The organism is Janthinobacterium sp. HH104 (assembly GCF_001758715.1).
In the GTDB taxonomy this organism is placed as follows: Bacteria; Pseudomonadota; Gammaproteobacteria; order Burkholderiales; family Burkholderiaceae_D; genus Janthinobacterium; species Janthinobacterium aestuarii.
In genome coordinates this window covers 12,430-25,742 of record NZ_LRIB01000038.1, presented here as the reverse complement: position 1 = coordinate 25,742, position 13,313 = coordinate 12,430, and the positions used below count along the sequence as shown (strand labels likewise).

At 61.3% G+C, this 13,313-nt stretch carries 14 protein-coding genes; 9 read left to right on the top strand and 5 right to left on the bottom strand.

Annotated elements, in window-relative coordinates; all coding sequences use genetic code 11:
• Positions 1-74: 74 nt before the first annotated feature.
• The 3 genes from JAB6_RS16880 to JAB6_RS16870 are packed head-to-tail and all read right to left on the bottom strand — an operon-like array spanning position 75 to position 2,237.
• Positions 75-1,022 carry a FecR domain-containing protein gene (locus JAB6_RS16880; protein WP_070303713.1) on the bottom strand — a complete coding sequence of 316 codons (948 nt, stop codon included), beginning with the start codon at positions 1,020-1,022 and terminating at the stop codon, positions 75-77.
• The gene (locus tag JAB6_RS16875) at positions 1,015-1,572 is read right to left on the bottom strand and encodes an RNA polymerase sigma factor (protein ID WP_034753775.1); all 558 of its coding nucleotides are present in this window, start codon (positions 1,570-1,572) and stop codon (positions 1,015-1,017) included. Before JAB6_RS16875 ends, JAB6_RS16880 begins: the two co-directional genes overlap by 8 nt.
• Before the next feature lie 2 nt (positions 1,573-1,574).
• Positions 1,575-2,237, bottom strand: a complete 663-nt coding sequence (locus JAB6_RS16870; RefSeq protein ID WP_175444564.1) for a secretin and TonB N-terminal domain-containing protein — start codon at positions 2,235-2,237, stop codon at positions 1,575-1,577.
• A 260-nt stretch (positions 2,238-2,497) separates the two neighbouring features.
• On the opposite strand from JAB6_RS16870, the gene JAB6_RS16865 reads away from it, so the two are divergent.
• From JAB6_RS16865 to JAB6_RS16845, 5 genes are all read left to right on the top strand, one after another.
• Positions 2,498-2,863, top strand: coding sequence for a hypothetical protein (locus JAB6_RS16865; RefSeq protein WP_217494638.1), 366 nt, complete (start codon positions 2,498-2,500; stop codon positions 2,861-2,863).
• Between the two features lie 94 nt (positions 2,864-2,957).
• Positions 2,958-5,306 carry a Tex family protein gene (locus tag JAB6_RS16860; RefSeq protein WP_046683175.1) on the top strand — a complete coding sequence of 783 codons (2,349 nt, stop codon included), beginning with the start codon at positions 2,958-2,960 and terminating at the stop codon, positions 5,304-5,306.
• A gap of 4 nt (positions 5,307-5,310) precedes the next feature.
• The gene (locus JAB6_RS16855) at positions 5,311-5,781 is read left to right on the top strand and encodes a GNAT family N-acetyltransferase (RefSeq protein ID WP_070303711.1); all 471 of its coding nucleotides are present in this window, start codon (positions 5,311-5,313) and stop codon (positions 5,779-5,781) included.
• A 105-nt stretch (positions 5,782-5,886) separates the two neighbouring features.
• Positions 5,887-6,198: a Grx4 family monothiol glutaredoxin gene (grxD, locus tag JAB6_RS16850; protein WP_034753766.1), complete on the top strand. Its 312-nt coding sequence runs from the start codon at positions 5,887-5,889 to the stop codon at positions 6,196-6,198.
• Positions 6,191-6,805, top strand: a complete 615-nt coding sequence (locus JAB6_RS16845) for a UbiX family flavin prenyltransferase (protein WP_070303710.1) — start codon at positions 6,191-6,193, stop codon at positions 6,803-6,805. Before grxD ends, JAB6_RS16845 begins: the two co-directional genes overlap by 8 nt.
• 155 nt (positions 6,806-6,960) lie before the next feature.
• Here the strand turns inward: JAB6_RS16845 and JAB6_RS16840 are convergent, their stop codons facing one another.
• Entirely contained in the window at positions 6,961-7,287 is a 327-nt protein-coding gene (locus JAB6_RS16840) for a hypothetical protein (protein ID WP_046683172.1), read from the bottom strand.
• An 89-nt stretch (positions 7,288-7,376) separates the two neighbouring features.
• Complete coding sequence (locus JAB6_RS28520; protein WP_034753756.1) at positions 7,377-7,784, bottom strand: hypothetical protein; 408 nt, start codon at positions 7,782-7,784, stop codon at positions 7,377-7,379.
• Positions 7,785-8,505: 721 nt separating this feature from the next.
• Here JAB6_RS28520 and JAB6_RS16835 point away from each other — a divergent pair.
• The 4 genes from JAB6_RS16835 to JAB6_RS16820 all read left to right on the top strand — a co-directional run bounded on the left by JAB6_RS16835 (position 8,506) and on the right by JAB6_RS16820 (position 13,278).
• Entirely contained in the window at positions 8,506-8,910 is a 405-nt protein-coding gene (locus JAB6_RS16835; RefSeq protein WP_034753754.1) for a MerR family DNA-binding transcriptional regulator, read from the top strand.
• 137 nt (positions 8,911-9,047) lie between these two features.
• The gene (locus tag JAB6_RS16830; RefSeq protein ID WP_034753750.1) at positions 9,048-10,232 is read left to right on the top strand and encodes an isovaleryl-CoA dehydrogenase; all 1,185 of its coding nucleotides are present in this window, start codon (positions 9,048-9,050) and stop codon (positions 10,230-10,232) included.
• A 53-nt stretch (positions 10,233-10,285) separates the two neighbouring features.
• Positions 10,286-12,085, top strand: a complete 1,800-nt coding sequence (aceK, locus tag JAB6_RS16825; RefSeq protein WP_070303709.1) for a bifunctional isocitrate dehydrogenase kinase/phosphatase — start codon at positions 10,286-10,288, stop codon at positions 12,083-12,085.
• The gene (locus tag JAB6_RS16820; RefSeq protein WP_070303708.1) at positions 12,082-13,278 is read left to right on the top strand and encodes an acetyl-CoA C-acyltransferase; all 1,197 of its coding nucleotides are present in this window, start codon (positions 12,082-12,084) and stop codon (positions 13,276-13,278) included. The genes aceK and JAB6_RS16820 overlap by 4 nt, the downstream gene beginning before the upstream one ends.
• Positions 13,279-13,313: the final 35 nt, after the last annotated feature.

Here is a 13,313-nt window from a genome sequence, read left to right as displayed (position 1 = left end):
AGCATTGACAGGGAACAAGGTCCGGGACTGCAAAAGGTCATGAAAATGTCATAATTGGCGCCAGGCCTTTGCGCTCAACCAAACAGCACGATACCGCCAGGCAAACGCGTCACGCGTGCGCCATACGCGTCCTGGATCAGGGCGATCACGTCGTCGAGGCGGTCGAGCGAAAAGCTCGCTTGCACACGCGTGTGTTTCAATGTGTCGCCATTAAGGATCAGCTTGCCGGGACGGTAGCGGTTCACCTCGTCCACCACCTCGGCCAGGGTGCTTTGTTTGAAGACCAGCAGGCGGTGGCGCCACGCGCTGACGTCGCCCCTGGCCACCGCGCGGGCGATGCCAAAATGCTCGGGCCGGTAACGCAGCTGCTGACCGGCGGCCAGTTCCGCATCGTTGCCGGCCTGCACCACGCGCAGGCGGCCCGCCAGGCACGTCACGCACACTTCCTGGCCGAACAGCCGGATATTGAAGCGCGCGCTGCCGGCCGACACGGTGCCGTCGCCTGCCTGCACGCGCACGCTTGCCGCGCCGTGCAAGCCGGCCTGGAATTCCGCCTCGCCCGCCAGCAGCACCAGCGACGCGGCGCCGTCCTGCACGGGCGCCGCATCGAGCCGCGTCTGCGTATTCATCTGCACCAGCACGCCGCCATCGAGCGCCACTTCGCGCTGCTCGCCCGTGCCCGTGGCATAGTCGGCGGCCAGACCCGCCACGGCCGGCCACAGGTCCGTCGGCGGGCGCAACACCAGCAAGCCCAGCGAAGCAGCCACGGCGCCGCCGAGCCAGGCGCGCCGCGCCACGTTGACAGGCGCCTGCGCCCGCTTGACGGCGCGCGCGGCCGGCGCCATGGCGCCCCACACGGCGCGCGCTTCGGCAAACGCCGTCGCATGCTTACGGCTGCGCGCGCACCAGTGACGGAACACTTGCGCGTCGCGCTCGCTGACCTGGCCCGAGGCCAGGCGCACGACCCACGCCTGCGCTTCCTTCTGGATGACACCCATGTCGTCTTCCGTTTGTTCAATCATGATGTTTAGACGTTTTTCCCGCGCCGGGACCGAAGCGCTGGATGAAATCGCGTCCCATGCGTTCACAGCAATGTTCGAGTCCCGCGCGCAATTCCTTCTCCACGGTGCGGGCGGAAATGCCGAAGCGCTCGGCGATATCGCGGTGCGGCAACTGGTCGACGCGGGCGGCGATGACGATGGCGCGCCGGCGTTTCGGCAACTCCTGCAAGGCCCGTTCCAATTCTTCGAGCTCGGCGCGCGCGCTGAAGGTGCGGGCCGGGTCGGCCAGCTCATCGGCCATCTCGTACAGATCGTCGATATCGGGCAGGCTGAGCAGGCGCGCATTGTCGCGGCGTTGATCTTCCGCAATGTTGATGGCGATGCGCATCAGGTAGGCGGACGGGTAGCTGATCGCCTCGGGCGCCGTCATCCGCTCCACCCGCAAATACGTTTCATGCAGCGCGTCATTGGCCAGGTCTTCCGAGCCCAGGCGGCGCTGCAAATGGCGGCGAAACTGTCCGTAGCGTTCCAGGAACAGCTTGCGCAAAGTGGCTTTCAGCAAATCCGACATGGTCAGGGCGCTCCGGCCACGAGGTAGGGCGCGCAATCGGCATCGGGATCGGGCCGCGGCGTCAATAAAATCGTCAGCGGCTGCGGCAAGCCCGCCGGCGGCGCGCCATCGATCAGCAGGCTGCGCAGGCGCTGCAGCACGGCGCGGTCGCGCTGTTCCACGCCGCTCGGTTCAAGCACGTGCACGGCGCGCACCTTGCCCCGCTCGTCGAGCCACAGCTGGAAGGCCAGGCGGTAGCGGCCGAAGGCGTCCGGATGCAGACGGCACAGGGCGCGCGTGAGCGAGCGCTGCAGGACGGCCGCATAGCCTTGCAATGGTGCGGTGGCGGGGGCAGCTCCGGCCGGCACGGGCGCCGACGCCACGGGTGCATCGGCCAGCGCCAGCAAGGTGAACGCATTGCTGCCGCTGAAGCGCGCGCCCAGCTGGGTGCCGGCCAGCAAACGCTGCAGCGCTTCGGCAGGCGTGTAGTCGCCGCGCACGGGCGAGGCCACCCTGCCGGCCGCCAGCTGGCTGCTGACGAGCACGGAATACCCGGTCACTTCGCCAAACGCCACCAGGGCCGCGTCGAGCGGCTGGGCGGGCAAGTCGAAGCGCAGGGTTGCGTGCGCGGCGGCGTCAGCACCGTCCGCGCCCGCAGCCGGCCGCACGAATGTCATGAATGTCATCAATGTCATCAGCAAGCAGGCGGACAGGGCATTGCCCTTTGCGGCGCGGCGGTGGCTTAGTGTCATTTTCCAGGGGACGCAACGAAAAGTCCTGCTCATGAAGTGTCTTGACTGCAATAGATCAAGCAGAATGGCAAGATGGTAGCTTCGTAAAATGACAACTGCATGACATGGCATCAGCCCGCACCCCGGCCTGTGTCATCGCCGCGACACATGACCTTGCTATGCTGGACGCTGATTCCACCGTTCCGGGAGCCGCCATGGCACGCCTGTCCTTGCTGTTACTGTTGGCCTGCGCCGCCCTGCCCGCGCAGGCGGACGAGCACACCATTGTCGTAAAAGCTCCCGCGCCGCAGAAGGGCTGCGTGGAGGTGGAAGTCAGTGGCCAGCGCGTGCAGTCGATATCTTGCTTGAATGAAAAATTATTGCCGAATAGCAACATCATGAACCGGCAGCCACCCGCCCTGTCCGGCGCGGAAGCGGTCATGCAGCGCCCGTCGAACCAGCTGGGCCTGTACAACCGCGCCGCCCTCGAACACCGCATGGGCAATGCCTTTGGCAAGTCCGTCACGCCGCAGCGCCCGAGCACGCCACCACCCGCCAGCCCGCTGCTGCCGCCACGTTGACCTTGTTGTCAACGCACAGTCCATTTGCGCTGTCAAGATTGCGCAATCGCGCCGATTGCGTATCATTCCAGGCTTGATCGCTCTGGAAACAACCATGCTGCCCACTATCGAACAACGCCTTGCCCTTGAACTTGCCGCCAAACCGGTGCAAGTTGCCGCCGCCATCGAACTGCTCGACGAAGGCGCCACCGTGCCCTTCATCGCCCGTTACCGCAAGGAAGCGACCGGCGGCCTCGACGATATCCAGCTGCGCCTGCTCGAAGAGCGCTTGCGCTATTTGCGCGAACTGGAAGAGCGGCGCGCCGCCATCGTGGCGTCGATCACGGAACAGAACAAGATGACACCCGAGTTGCTCGACGCCGTCATGCACGCGGAAGACAAGACGCGCCTGGAAGATTTGTATTTGCCGTACAAACAGAAGCGCCGCACAAAGGCGCAGATCGCCATCGAAGCGGGCCTGATGCCGCTGGCCGACGGCTTGCTGGAGAACCCGGAACTGACGCCGGAAACGGAAGCGGGCAAGTTCCTGCGCGACGCGTTTACAAGTGCCGACGGCAACAACCCGGGCGTGCTTGATACCAAGGCGGCCCTCGACGGCGCGCGCCAGATCCTGATGGAACGTTTCGCCGAAGATGCGACCCTGCTGCAAACCTTGCGCGAATACGTGCAGGAACACGGCATCGTCGAATCGAAAGTGGTGGAAGGCAAGCAGGACGAAGGCGAAAAATTCGCCGATTATTTCGATTACTCGGAAACCATCTCGACCGTCCCTTCGCACCGCGCGCTGGCGCTGTTGCGCGGCCGCCGCGAAGGCATCCTCGACGTCACCCTGCGCCTGGACACGGAAGCGGAAAAACCGAAATGGGATGCGCCGCACAACCCGTGCGAAGGCCGCATCGCCGCCCGCTTCGGCATCAAGCAACAGGGCCGCCCTGCCGACAAATGGCTGGCGGACACGGCGCGCTGGACCTGGCGCGTGAAAAGCTTCATGCACCTGGAAACGGAACTGATGGGCGCGCTGCGCGAACGCTCGGAACTCGACGCGATCAACGTGTTCGCCACCAATCTGAAGGCGCTGCTGCTGGCTGCGCCTGCCGGCCAGCGCGCCACCATGGGCCTGGACCCAGGCTTGCGCACGGGCGTCAAGGTCGCTGTCGTCGATGCCACCGGTAAAGTCGTCGACACGGCCGTGATCTACCCGCACCAGCCGAAGAACGACTGGGATGGTTCGCTGCACACCCTGGGCCGCCTGGCCGCCAAGCACAATGTGTCGCTCATTTCCATCGGCAACGGCACGGCCTCGCGCGAGACCGATAAACTGGCGCAGGACCTGATCAAGCAGCATCCGGAAGCGAAGATGACGAAGATCGTCGTCTCGGAAGCGGGCGCGTCGGTGTATTCGGCGTCCGAGTTCGCCTCGAAAGAATTGCCGGACATGGATGTGTCGCTGCGCGGTGCCGTCTCGATCGCGCGCCGCCTGCAAGACCCGCTGGCCGAACTGGTCAAGATTGACCCGAAATCAATCGGCGTGGGCCAGTACCAGCACGACGTGAGCCAAAGCCAGCTGGCTCGCTCGCTCGATGCCGTGGTGGAAGATTGCGTGAATGCCGTCGGCGTGGACGTCAATACGGCGTCCGCTCCGCTGCTGGCGCGCGTGTCCGGCCTGTCGGCCAGCGTGGCGCAAAGCATCGTCACCTACCGCGACATGAAGGGCGCATTCACTTCGCGCGCAGCCTTGAAAGCCGTGCCGCGCCTGGGCGACAAGACGTATGAGCAGGCAGCCGGCTTCCTGCGCGTGATGGGTGGCGAGAATCCGCTGGACGCCTCGGCCGTCCACCCGGAATCGTACCCGCTGGTGGAAAAAATCCTGGCGGACATCAAGAAGGATATCAAGGCCGTCATCGGCGAAACGGCCTTGCTGAAAACCTTGAGCCCGGCAAAGTACGCGGATGAAACGTTTGGCGTGCCGACCATTTCCGACATCTTGAAGGAACTGGAAAAGCCGGGCCGCGACCCGCGTCCGGAGTTCACCACCGCCACCTTCAAGGAAGGCGTGGAAGAAATCCGCGACTTGCGTCCGGACATGATTCTCGAAGGCGTGGTCACCAACGTGGCCGCCTTTGGCGCGTTTGTCGACATCGGCGTGCACCAGGATGGCCTCGTGCACATCTCGGCCCTGTCGAATACCTTCGTCAAGGATCCGCACACGGTGGTGAAGGCTGGCCAGGTCGTGCGCGTGAAAGTGCTGGAAGTCGACGAAAAGCGCAAGCGCATCGCGCTGACCATGCGTTTGACGGACAGCGCGCCGCAAGCGGGCAGCAAGCCCGAGCAACGTGGCGACCGCAACGACCGCCGCAGCATGGCGCAGCACCAGTCGCAATCGCGCAACGCGCCCGAGCCGGCCGGCAGCATGGCTGCCGCGTTCGCCAAGCTGCGCGGCTAAGTCCATGGCCGCCAGGCATGATTTCGTCATCCTGGCGGTGGACGCCGCCAGCGTTGAGGCGCAGTTGCTGCTCGACGCATTGTCGGACGCGCTGCTGCGCATCAATGGCGACAGTGGTCGTTCTTCCTTCGATGTCGAAGCGGCAACGCCGCGCGGCGGCTTTTACCTGGCCCGCGATGTGGCTGGAGAACTGCTGGGCTGCGCCGCCTTGCGCCCGCTGGGCGAAGCGGACAGCGCCATAGGCGAACTCAAGCGTATGTATGCGCGCCCGGGTTCCGCTGGCGTGGGCGCGGCCCTGCTGGCCCATGTGGAGGCGCAGGCGCGCCGGCACGGCTACCAGGCCCTGCACCTGTCCACCCGCGTGGCGAATGTCCGCGCCGTGGCGTTTTATACCAAACACGGCTATGCACCCGTCATTGCCTGGGGCAAATACGTGGGTGCGGCACAATCGACCTGCCTGGGCAAGACCTTATAAGCGTCAACGTGGCTGACTTGCCCAATTTATGACTTGAGCGCATACCCGTGCCGGCGTTTTCTTATAAAATGACGGCATCTATTTATTTACCCATCAGAGGCAGCTATGAGCGACGTACAAACCTGGATCAAAGAAACCGTGACGAACACGCCAGTCGTGCTGTTCATGAAGGGCACCGCCCAGTTCCCGCAGTGCGGCTTTTCCGGCCGCGCCATCCAGATCCTGAAAGCGTGCGGCGTGGAAAACATCGCCACCGTCAATGTGCTGGATGATCCGGAAGTTCGCCAGGGCATCAAGGATTACTCGAACTGGCCAACCATTCCGCAGCTGTACGTCAAAGGCGAGTTCATCGGTGGTTCCGATATCATGAATGAAATGTTTGAATCGGGCGAACTGAAGTCCCTGCTGGATGCCTGATAGCCAAACGCAGCGGCCGCGCCGTATCATCGTGGCCATCACGGGCGCCACGGGCGCCGTGTATGGCTTGCGGCTGCTGCAATTGCTGGGCGCCACTCGCGGCGTCGAGACGCATCTGGTCTTGTCGGATGCGGCCGTATTGACCCTGCACCAGGAAACGGACGTGGGGCGCAAGGAAATCGAAGCGCAGGCGCACGTGGTGCACAAGCTGCGCGACATCGGCGCCTCTATCGCCAGCGGCTCGTTTCAATCGGATGGCATGGTCGTCGCTCCGTGCTCGATGAAGACGCTGGCGGCCGTGGCGCATGGCTTGTCGGATAATTTGATCACGCGGGCAGCCGACGTCGTGCTCAAGGAACGCCGCCGCCTGATCCTGATGGTGCGCGAAACGCCGTTCAACCTGGCGCACCTGCGCAATATGACGGCCGTGACCGAAATGGGCGGCATCATCTTCCCGCCCTTACCGAGCTTTTATCACCACCCGCAGAGCATCGCGGAGATGGTCGACCATACGGTGGCGCGCGTCATCGACCTGCTCGGCATCGAGCACAGCCTGGCGCCACGGTGGAATGGTCTCAAGTCTGCAAGCGACACCCCTATTCTGTAGTTGGCGTCACGATGTAACTCTGGCGTCACGATGCCTGACAAAAGCGTAGCGAGCGGAAGGAAGAGGTGGTCGAGAAGCGCAACCGTACTCTAGTACGGTGAGCATCGCAGGCCGCCTATGCCGACGCGCAGTAGCTTTGGTCAGGCATCCACCGTTCAGCGTTTTTCGAACTGCGTGGCACTTGCCTGCTTCAAATCCCTGGCTTCTTCAACCATCCTGCGGTGGGCGATCCGTTTGCGCATCACTTCCGCATGTTGCGCGGCAGTCATGGGGGGCACGGTCATCAAGTCCTTCAGCTGCGCGGTATTGCTGTAGTTACTTTTCATAAGACGGCTCAAATGCTCGGCTCCGTAGTGGATGAACTGGCTGCTTCTGATGTGATTATGCGCTGGTATTGGCCGCTGCGCCGCCGCACGCGGGATTATTGTCAAATAATTCCGCTGCAGCGCAACATGCGAGGTCTTATTGTGCGGCAAAATCATGTCTCCAGTATGACCTTGCGCAAATAAAAGGACAGGGGGAGCACCGCCAGCGAAAGGCGGACGGCGCCGGCCGGGGATGGCCTGGATGCTTACTTTTGGTAGTTGACTCGTACCAGCATGCGAATAAATTCTCGCGCGATTTGACGATGATGTTCATCTAATCTTTGCAAATCGGCAATTAATTTCACATCAGCGGACTCAAAACGCGACAAAGCGCTGCCCGCTTCGCCATTCGGCGTGGCGCTTTCCGGGCCGCCAAAACGCAACCATTCCGCCGGAACGCCCAACCATTGGGCAATCATGCGCAATTTCTCTTGCGTCGGAATTGCTTCACCTACTAACCATTTCCTAGCTGCATGCACGGTAATCGGGCGCCCGTCGAAACGGATATTGAATTCCCGGGCCAGTCTGGTCGGGCTGTCTGGAGAATAATGGGCGTTTTTGAGAGCCAACTGAAGTCGCTGGCTGAAGCTTTCGCGTTCGTTAGAAGAATTCATAGGTGTACTATTTCATGTTGTAACATGAAAGTCAGTTTCTTGAATGACCATACAGATTGTTACATTTGAAAAGAGCATCAATTAACAATTAACACTCCAGCCGGGCTTTTCAGGTCAAAAAGTGGGCCGAATTTTCTCTTGCGATTCTGCGTGGCTTCGGTTCAAATTCGCGGTTAGCCTTGATTTTCGCACTGCAGCACGATTCAAAGCCTCGGTTTGGCATTACAACGTACGGTATCGGATAATGCCCTCCTCTACCGATACATGCAATGCCGATGTCATACAATTTCTTGTAGACAAAGTTTTCAGAAGGGCCATTTTGTTTCCAATATAGAAACGACATGAACAACGTGCTCATAGTGAAACGTTGTTTTTTGATCGTGCCTATTGGAAAGAGTCTGCGCCTAAAAATTTTACTGCCATCGCAGCGAAAAGAATGTCGCCGTTATGCCAGGAAAGCTCTTTTTGGTGTCATCTTGGCCACCAACTCTCGATCTTAAGCGCGTTTGTGCAAGAAGAATCAATTTATTTTCAGTAATTGTTGTCTGATTCGCCAAATTCTCCCGTTCACGCCCTCTCTTTTCTTTGTTGCAGCACGGGCAGGGCACGCTACAATAGTATTGACGTTGACGTAAACGGCACCTTGCCACCATTGCCTCGCAGCACCCATCCACACCCATCCAGTGACCGACCACCCATGCAACCGACACCGCCCGCATCCATGACGACCTATACGATTACCGAACTGGCGCGGGAATTCGACATCACGGCGCGCGCCATCCGTTTCTATGAAGACCAGGGCTTGCTCAGCCCGAAACGCGAAGGCGCTGGCGGACGCAGCCGCGTCTACACGCCGCGCGACCGCACCCGCTTGAAACTGACCCTGCGCGGCAAGCGCCTGGGCCTGGCGTTGTCGGAGATCAAGAGCCTGGTCGACATGTACGAGTCGCCGAAGGACACGCGCGCGCAGATGGACCGCTTCCTGGGCGTGCTGGCGCAGCACCGGCAGACCCTGGAGCAGCAGCGCATCGATATCGAAATGGCGCTGGCGGAAATCAGTGCGCATGAAGATGCGTGCGCGCGCATGCTGGCGGACTTGAACCTTGATAAGGCGCAAACAAACTAAATCGATGCGGCGGCGCTTACCACGCACAGCGCTTTGCACGCCTCACTTTACGTTTACGTAAACGTCACAACTGAGTATCATAGCTTCAATGACCCGGCACCCATGACCGCCACACTTATAACGACGACGAGGACGACATGCTCCATCTCCCAGGCTTGACCTTTGACCACGGCGACGACATCGCCTCGCTGCGCGAAGCGATCCAACAATTTGCCGCCGCCGAAATCGCGCCGCGCGCGGCCGAAATCGACCGTACGGACCAGTTCCCCATGGACCTGTGGCGCAAGATGGGCGACATGGGCTTGCTCGGCATCACCGTCAGCGAAGAATACGGCGGCGCCGGCATGGGCTACCTGGCGCACATCATCGCCATGGAAGAGATCTCGCGCGCCTCGGCTTCCGTCGGCCTGTCCTACGGCGCCCATTCGAACCTGTGCGTCAACCAGATCAAACGCAACGGCACGGCCGAGCAAAAAGCGAAATACCTGCCGAAACTGATCACGGGCGAACACATCGGCGCCCTGGCCATGTCGGAACCGAACGCGGGCTCGGACGTCGTCAGCATGAAGCTGCGCGCCGACTTCAAGGGCGACCGCTGGGTCTTGAACGGCACCAAGATGTGGATCACCAACGGCCCCGACGCGGACGTGCTGGTGGTGTATGCGAAAAACGACCTGGAAGCGGGTCCGCGCGGCATGACGGCTTTCCTGATCGAAAAGAATTTCAAGGGCTTTTCCATCGCGCAAAAGCTCGACAAGCTGGGCATGCGCGGCTCGCACACGGGCGAACTGGTGTTCCAGGACTGCGAAGTGCCGGCCGAAAACGTGCTGGGCGGCTTGGGCAAGGGCGTCAATGTGCTGATGTCGGGCCTCGATTTCGAGCGCACCGTGCTGTCCGGCGGCCCACTGGGCATCATGCAGGCTTGCATGGACCTGGTCGTACCCTACGTACATGACCGCAAGCAATTCGGCCAGGCCATCGGTGAATTCCAGTTGATGCAAGGTAAGCTGGCCGATATGTATTCGACCATGATGGCGTGCAAGGCCTATGTCTACGCCGTGGGCCAGGCCTGCGACCGCGCCACCACGCCGGAAGCCGTGCGCCAGTTGCGCAAGGATGCGGCCGGCGCCATTCTGTATAGTGCGGAGAAGGCCACCTGGATGGCGGGTGAAGCGATCCAGGCCCTGGGCGGCAACGGCTACATCAACGAGTATCCGGCCGGCCGCCTGTGGCGCGATGCCAAGCTGTACGAGATCGGCGCCGGGACCAGCGAAATCCGCCGCATGCTGATAGGCCGCGAACTGTTTGCGGAAACCAAGTAAGCACGGGCGCGCGATTATCGACTGGGTGATGAGCTTTCAACGCGAGCACAGATATGACGCACATTGCCTTCCCCAAATTGCTCTCTTCCCAGATTGCATTCGATATCGCGCGCACCATCCGCGACGGCTTCGACAAGCATTACCGTCTGTTCCGCGCCACCAGCCAGCAAGCCAAGCAATATTTCGAGCAAAGCGCCTGGGCCGCGGCGCAAACGGCGGCCCGCGAACGCATCGACTTTTATGACAAGCGCGTGCAGGAATGCGTGCAGATGCTCGAAGATGAGTACGAAGAGTCGGAGTTGAGCGACGAAGTGTGGCGCGAACTCAAGTTGCACTACATCGGCATGCTGACGGAACACAAGCAGCCGGAACTGGCCGAAACCTTCTTCAATTCCGTCTGCTGCAACATCCTGCACCGCACGTATTTCAATAACGACTATATTTTCGTGCGCCCTGTCGTTTCCACGGAATACATCGAAACGCAGGATCCCGTCCCCACCTACCGCGTGTATTACCCGGGCAAGGATGGCTTGCGCCATACCCTGACGCGCATGGTGAGCAACTTCCAGCTCGACTGCGCATTTGCCAACCTCGAGCGTGACGTGGCCCAGGTGGAAGCGCGGCTGCAGCAGCTGTTCGGCGGCGAGCGGCTCGAGCCGAACCACCAGATCCAGGTCTTGACCAGCTTGTTCTACCGCAACAAGGGCGCCTATCTGGTCGGCAAGGGCATCAACGGCAACCGCGAATATCCGTTCGTCGTACCGATCCTGCACAACCGGCACGGCAAGCTCGTGCTCGACACGGTGCTGTTCGAGCACCAGCAGATCGCCGTGCTGTTTTCATTTACGCGCGCCTATTTCCTGGTCGATATGGAAGTGCCGTCGGCCTATGTGCAATTCCTGCGCAGCTTGCTGCCGCGCAAACCGCGCAGCGAAATCTATACGATATTGGGCCTGCAGAAACAGGGCAAGACCTTGTTTTACCGTGACTACCTGCAGCATCTGAAACATTCGTCGGACCACTTCGAAAGCGCGCCCGGCATTCGCGGCCTCGTGATGCTGGTGTTTGCCCTGCCCTCGTTTCCGTATGTCTTCAAGGTGATCAAGGATTTTTTCCCGCCGCCCAAGGAAACCACGCGCGCGCAAGTCCAGCAAAAGTATTTGCTGGTGAAACACCACGACCGGGTGGGCCGCATGGCCGACACGCTCGAGTATTCCAACGTGGCCTTTCCCCGCGCCCGTTTTGCCGAGGAATTGCTGGCCGAGCTGAAACAGTTTGCGCCCTCGCTGATCGAAGAAGACCACGAGCAGATCATCATCCGCCACCTGTACATCGAACGGCGCATGGTGCCGCTGAACATGTGGCTGAGCAATGCTGAAAAGGACGGCCGCGATGACCTGGTCGAACACGCCATCGTGGAGTACGGCAACGCCATCAAGGAACTCGTGGCGGCAAATATTTTCCCGGGCGACATGCTGTATAAAAACTTTGGCGTGACCCGTCATCAACGCGTCGTTTTTTACGATTACGATGAAATCGAGTACATCACCGATTGCCAGTTCCGCGTCATCCCCGAGGCGCGCACGGAGGAAGAAGAAATGTCGGCCGAACCGTGGTATCCCATCGGCAAGCACGATGTGTTTCCCGAACAATTCGGCACCTTTCTGCTGGGCAATCCCCGCATCCGCCGCTATTTCATGCAGCACCATGCCGACCTGCTGACGGCGCAATACTGGCAGGCGCGCAAGCAGCGCATTGAAGACGGCCATATCGAGGACGTCTTCCCGTATCCGCAGCACCTGCGTTTTTGTATGCAGTCACCCTCCCCACCCTTAACCGGAGATCCAACATGAATGATCCAGTCGTAATCGTCGGTGCCGCGCGCACCCCCATGGGCGCCTTCCAGGGCGACTTTGCCAACGTCACCGCCAGCGACCTGGGCGCCGTGGCCATCCGCGCCGCCGTCGAACGGGCCGGCGTGGCGCCGGACGCCGTTGAACACGTGTATTTCGGCAATTGCCTGATGGCAGGCCAAGGCCAGGCTCCCGCGCGCCAGGCCTTGCGCAAGGCGGGTTTGCCCGATTCCACGGGCGCCGTGACCCTGTCGAAAATGTGCGGCTCGGCCATGCAGACGACCATGTTCGCGCATGACACCTTGCTCGCCGGCAGCGCCGAGGTGGTGGTGGCGGGCGGCATGGAATCGATGACCAACGCCCCCTATCTGGTGCCGAAGGCGCGCGGCGGCTACCGCATCGGCCATGGCATGATCTATGACCACATGATGATGGATGGCCTGGAAGACGCCTACAGCCGCGATGAAAAGGGCAATGCCCGCTCGATGGGCACGTTTGCCGAAGAGTGCGCCAGCCAATACGCCTTCACGCGCGAAGCGCAGGATGCGTTCGCCATCGAATCCGTGAAGCGTGCGCAAGCGGCCACCAAGGATGGCAGTTTCGAGTGGGAAATCGCCCCCGTGACCGTTTCCGGCCGCGGCGGCGACACCGTCGTCAGCATCGATGAAGGCCCGCAAAAAGCCCGCCTGGAAAAAATCCCGACCTTGAAGGCGGCGTTCAAGAAGGATGGCACGATCACGGCCGCCTCGTCTTCATCGATCAACGATGGCGCGGCAGCCCTGGTGCTGATGCGTGAATCGACGGCGAAAAAACTCGGCTGCACCGTCATCGCGAAAATCCACGGCCACGCCACGCATGCACAGGCGCCGAACGAATTCACCACGGCCCCCATCGGCGCGGTGAAAAAGCTGTATGCCAAGACGGGCTGGAGCAGCGGCAATGTCGACTTGTTCGAAATCAATGAAGCGTTCGCGGCCGTGCCGATGGCCGCCATGCACGACCTTGACATTCCGCACAGCAAGATCAACATCCACGGCGGCGCGTGCGCGCTGGGCCACCCGATCGGCGCCTCGGGCGCGCGCATCATCGTCACCCTGCTGGGCGCCTTGAAAAAAACCGGCGGCAAGCGCGGCGTGGCGGCCCTGTGCATCGGCGGCGGCGAAGCGACGGCGATGGCAATCGAACTGGTATAAGCTGCTCTGTTGACGACAGGCGCGCGCGGCGTGGT

Bases quoted from the DNA above. Each gene is read 5' to 3' on its own strand.
- JAB6_RS16880 (WP_070303713.1), bottom strand. From the start codon at position 1,022: ATGATTGAACAAACGGAAGACGACATGGGTGTCATCCAGAAGGAAGCG.
- JAB6_RS16875 (WP_034753775.1), bottom strand. From the start codon at position 1,572: ATGTCGGATTTGCTGAAAGCCACTTTGCGCAAGCTGTTCCTGGAACGC.
- JAB6_RS16870 (WP_175444564.1), bottom strand. From the start codon at position 2,237: ATGACATTCATGACATTCGTGCGGCCGGCTGCGGGCGCGGACGGTGCT.
- JAB6_RS16865 (WP_217494638.1), top strand. From the start codon at position 2,498: ATGGCACGCCTGTCCTTGCTGTTACTGTTGGCCTGCGCCGCCCTGCCC.
- JAB6_RS16860 (WP_046683175.1), top strand. From the start codon at position 2,958: ATGCTGCCCACTATCGAACAACGCCTTGCCCTTGAACTTGCCGCCAAA.
- JAB6_RS16855 (WP_070303711.1), top strand. From the start codon at position 5,311: ATGGCCGCCAGGCATGATTTCGTCATCCTGGCGGTGGACGCCGCCAGC.
- grxD (WP_034753766.1), top strand. From the start codon at position 5,887: ATGAGCGACGTACAAACCTGGATCAAAGAAACCGTGACGAACACGCCA.
- JAB6_RS16845 (WP_070303710.1), top strand. From the start codon at position 6,191: ATGCCTGATAGCCAAACGCAGCGGCCGCGCCGTATCATCGTGGCCATC.
- JAB6_RS16840 (WP_046683172.1), bottom strand. From the start codon at position 7,287: ATGATTTTGCCGCACAATAAGACCTCGCATGTTGCGCTGCAGCGGAAT.
- JAB6_RS28520 (WP_034753756.1), bottom strand. From the start codon at position 7,784: ATGAATTCTTCTAACGAACGCGAAAGCTTCAGCCAGCGACTTCAGTTG.
- JAB6_RS16835 (WP_034753754.1), top strand. From the start codon at position 8,506: ATGACGACCTATACGATTACCGAACTGGCGCGGGAATTCGACATCACG.
- JAB6_RS16830 (WP_034753750.1), top strand. From the start codon at position 9,048: ATGCTCCATCTCCCAGGCTTGACCTTTGACCACGGCGACGACATCGCC.
- aceK (WP_070303709.1), top strand. From the start codon at position 10,286: ATGACGCACATTGCCTTCCCCAAATTGCTCTCTTCCCAGATTGCATTC.
- JAB6_RS16820 (WP_070303708.1), top strand. From the start codon at position 12,082: ATGAATGATCCAGTCGTAATCGTCGGTGCCGCGCGCACCCCCATGGGC.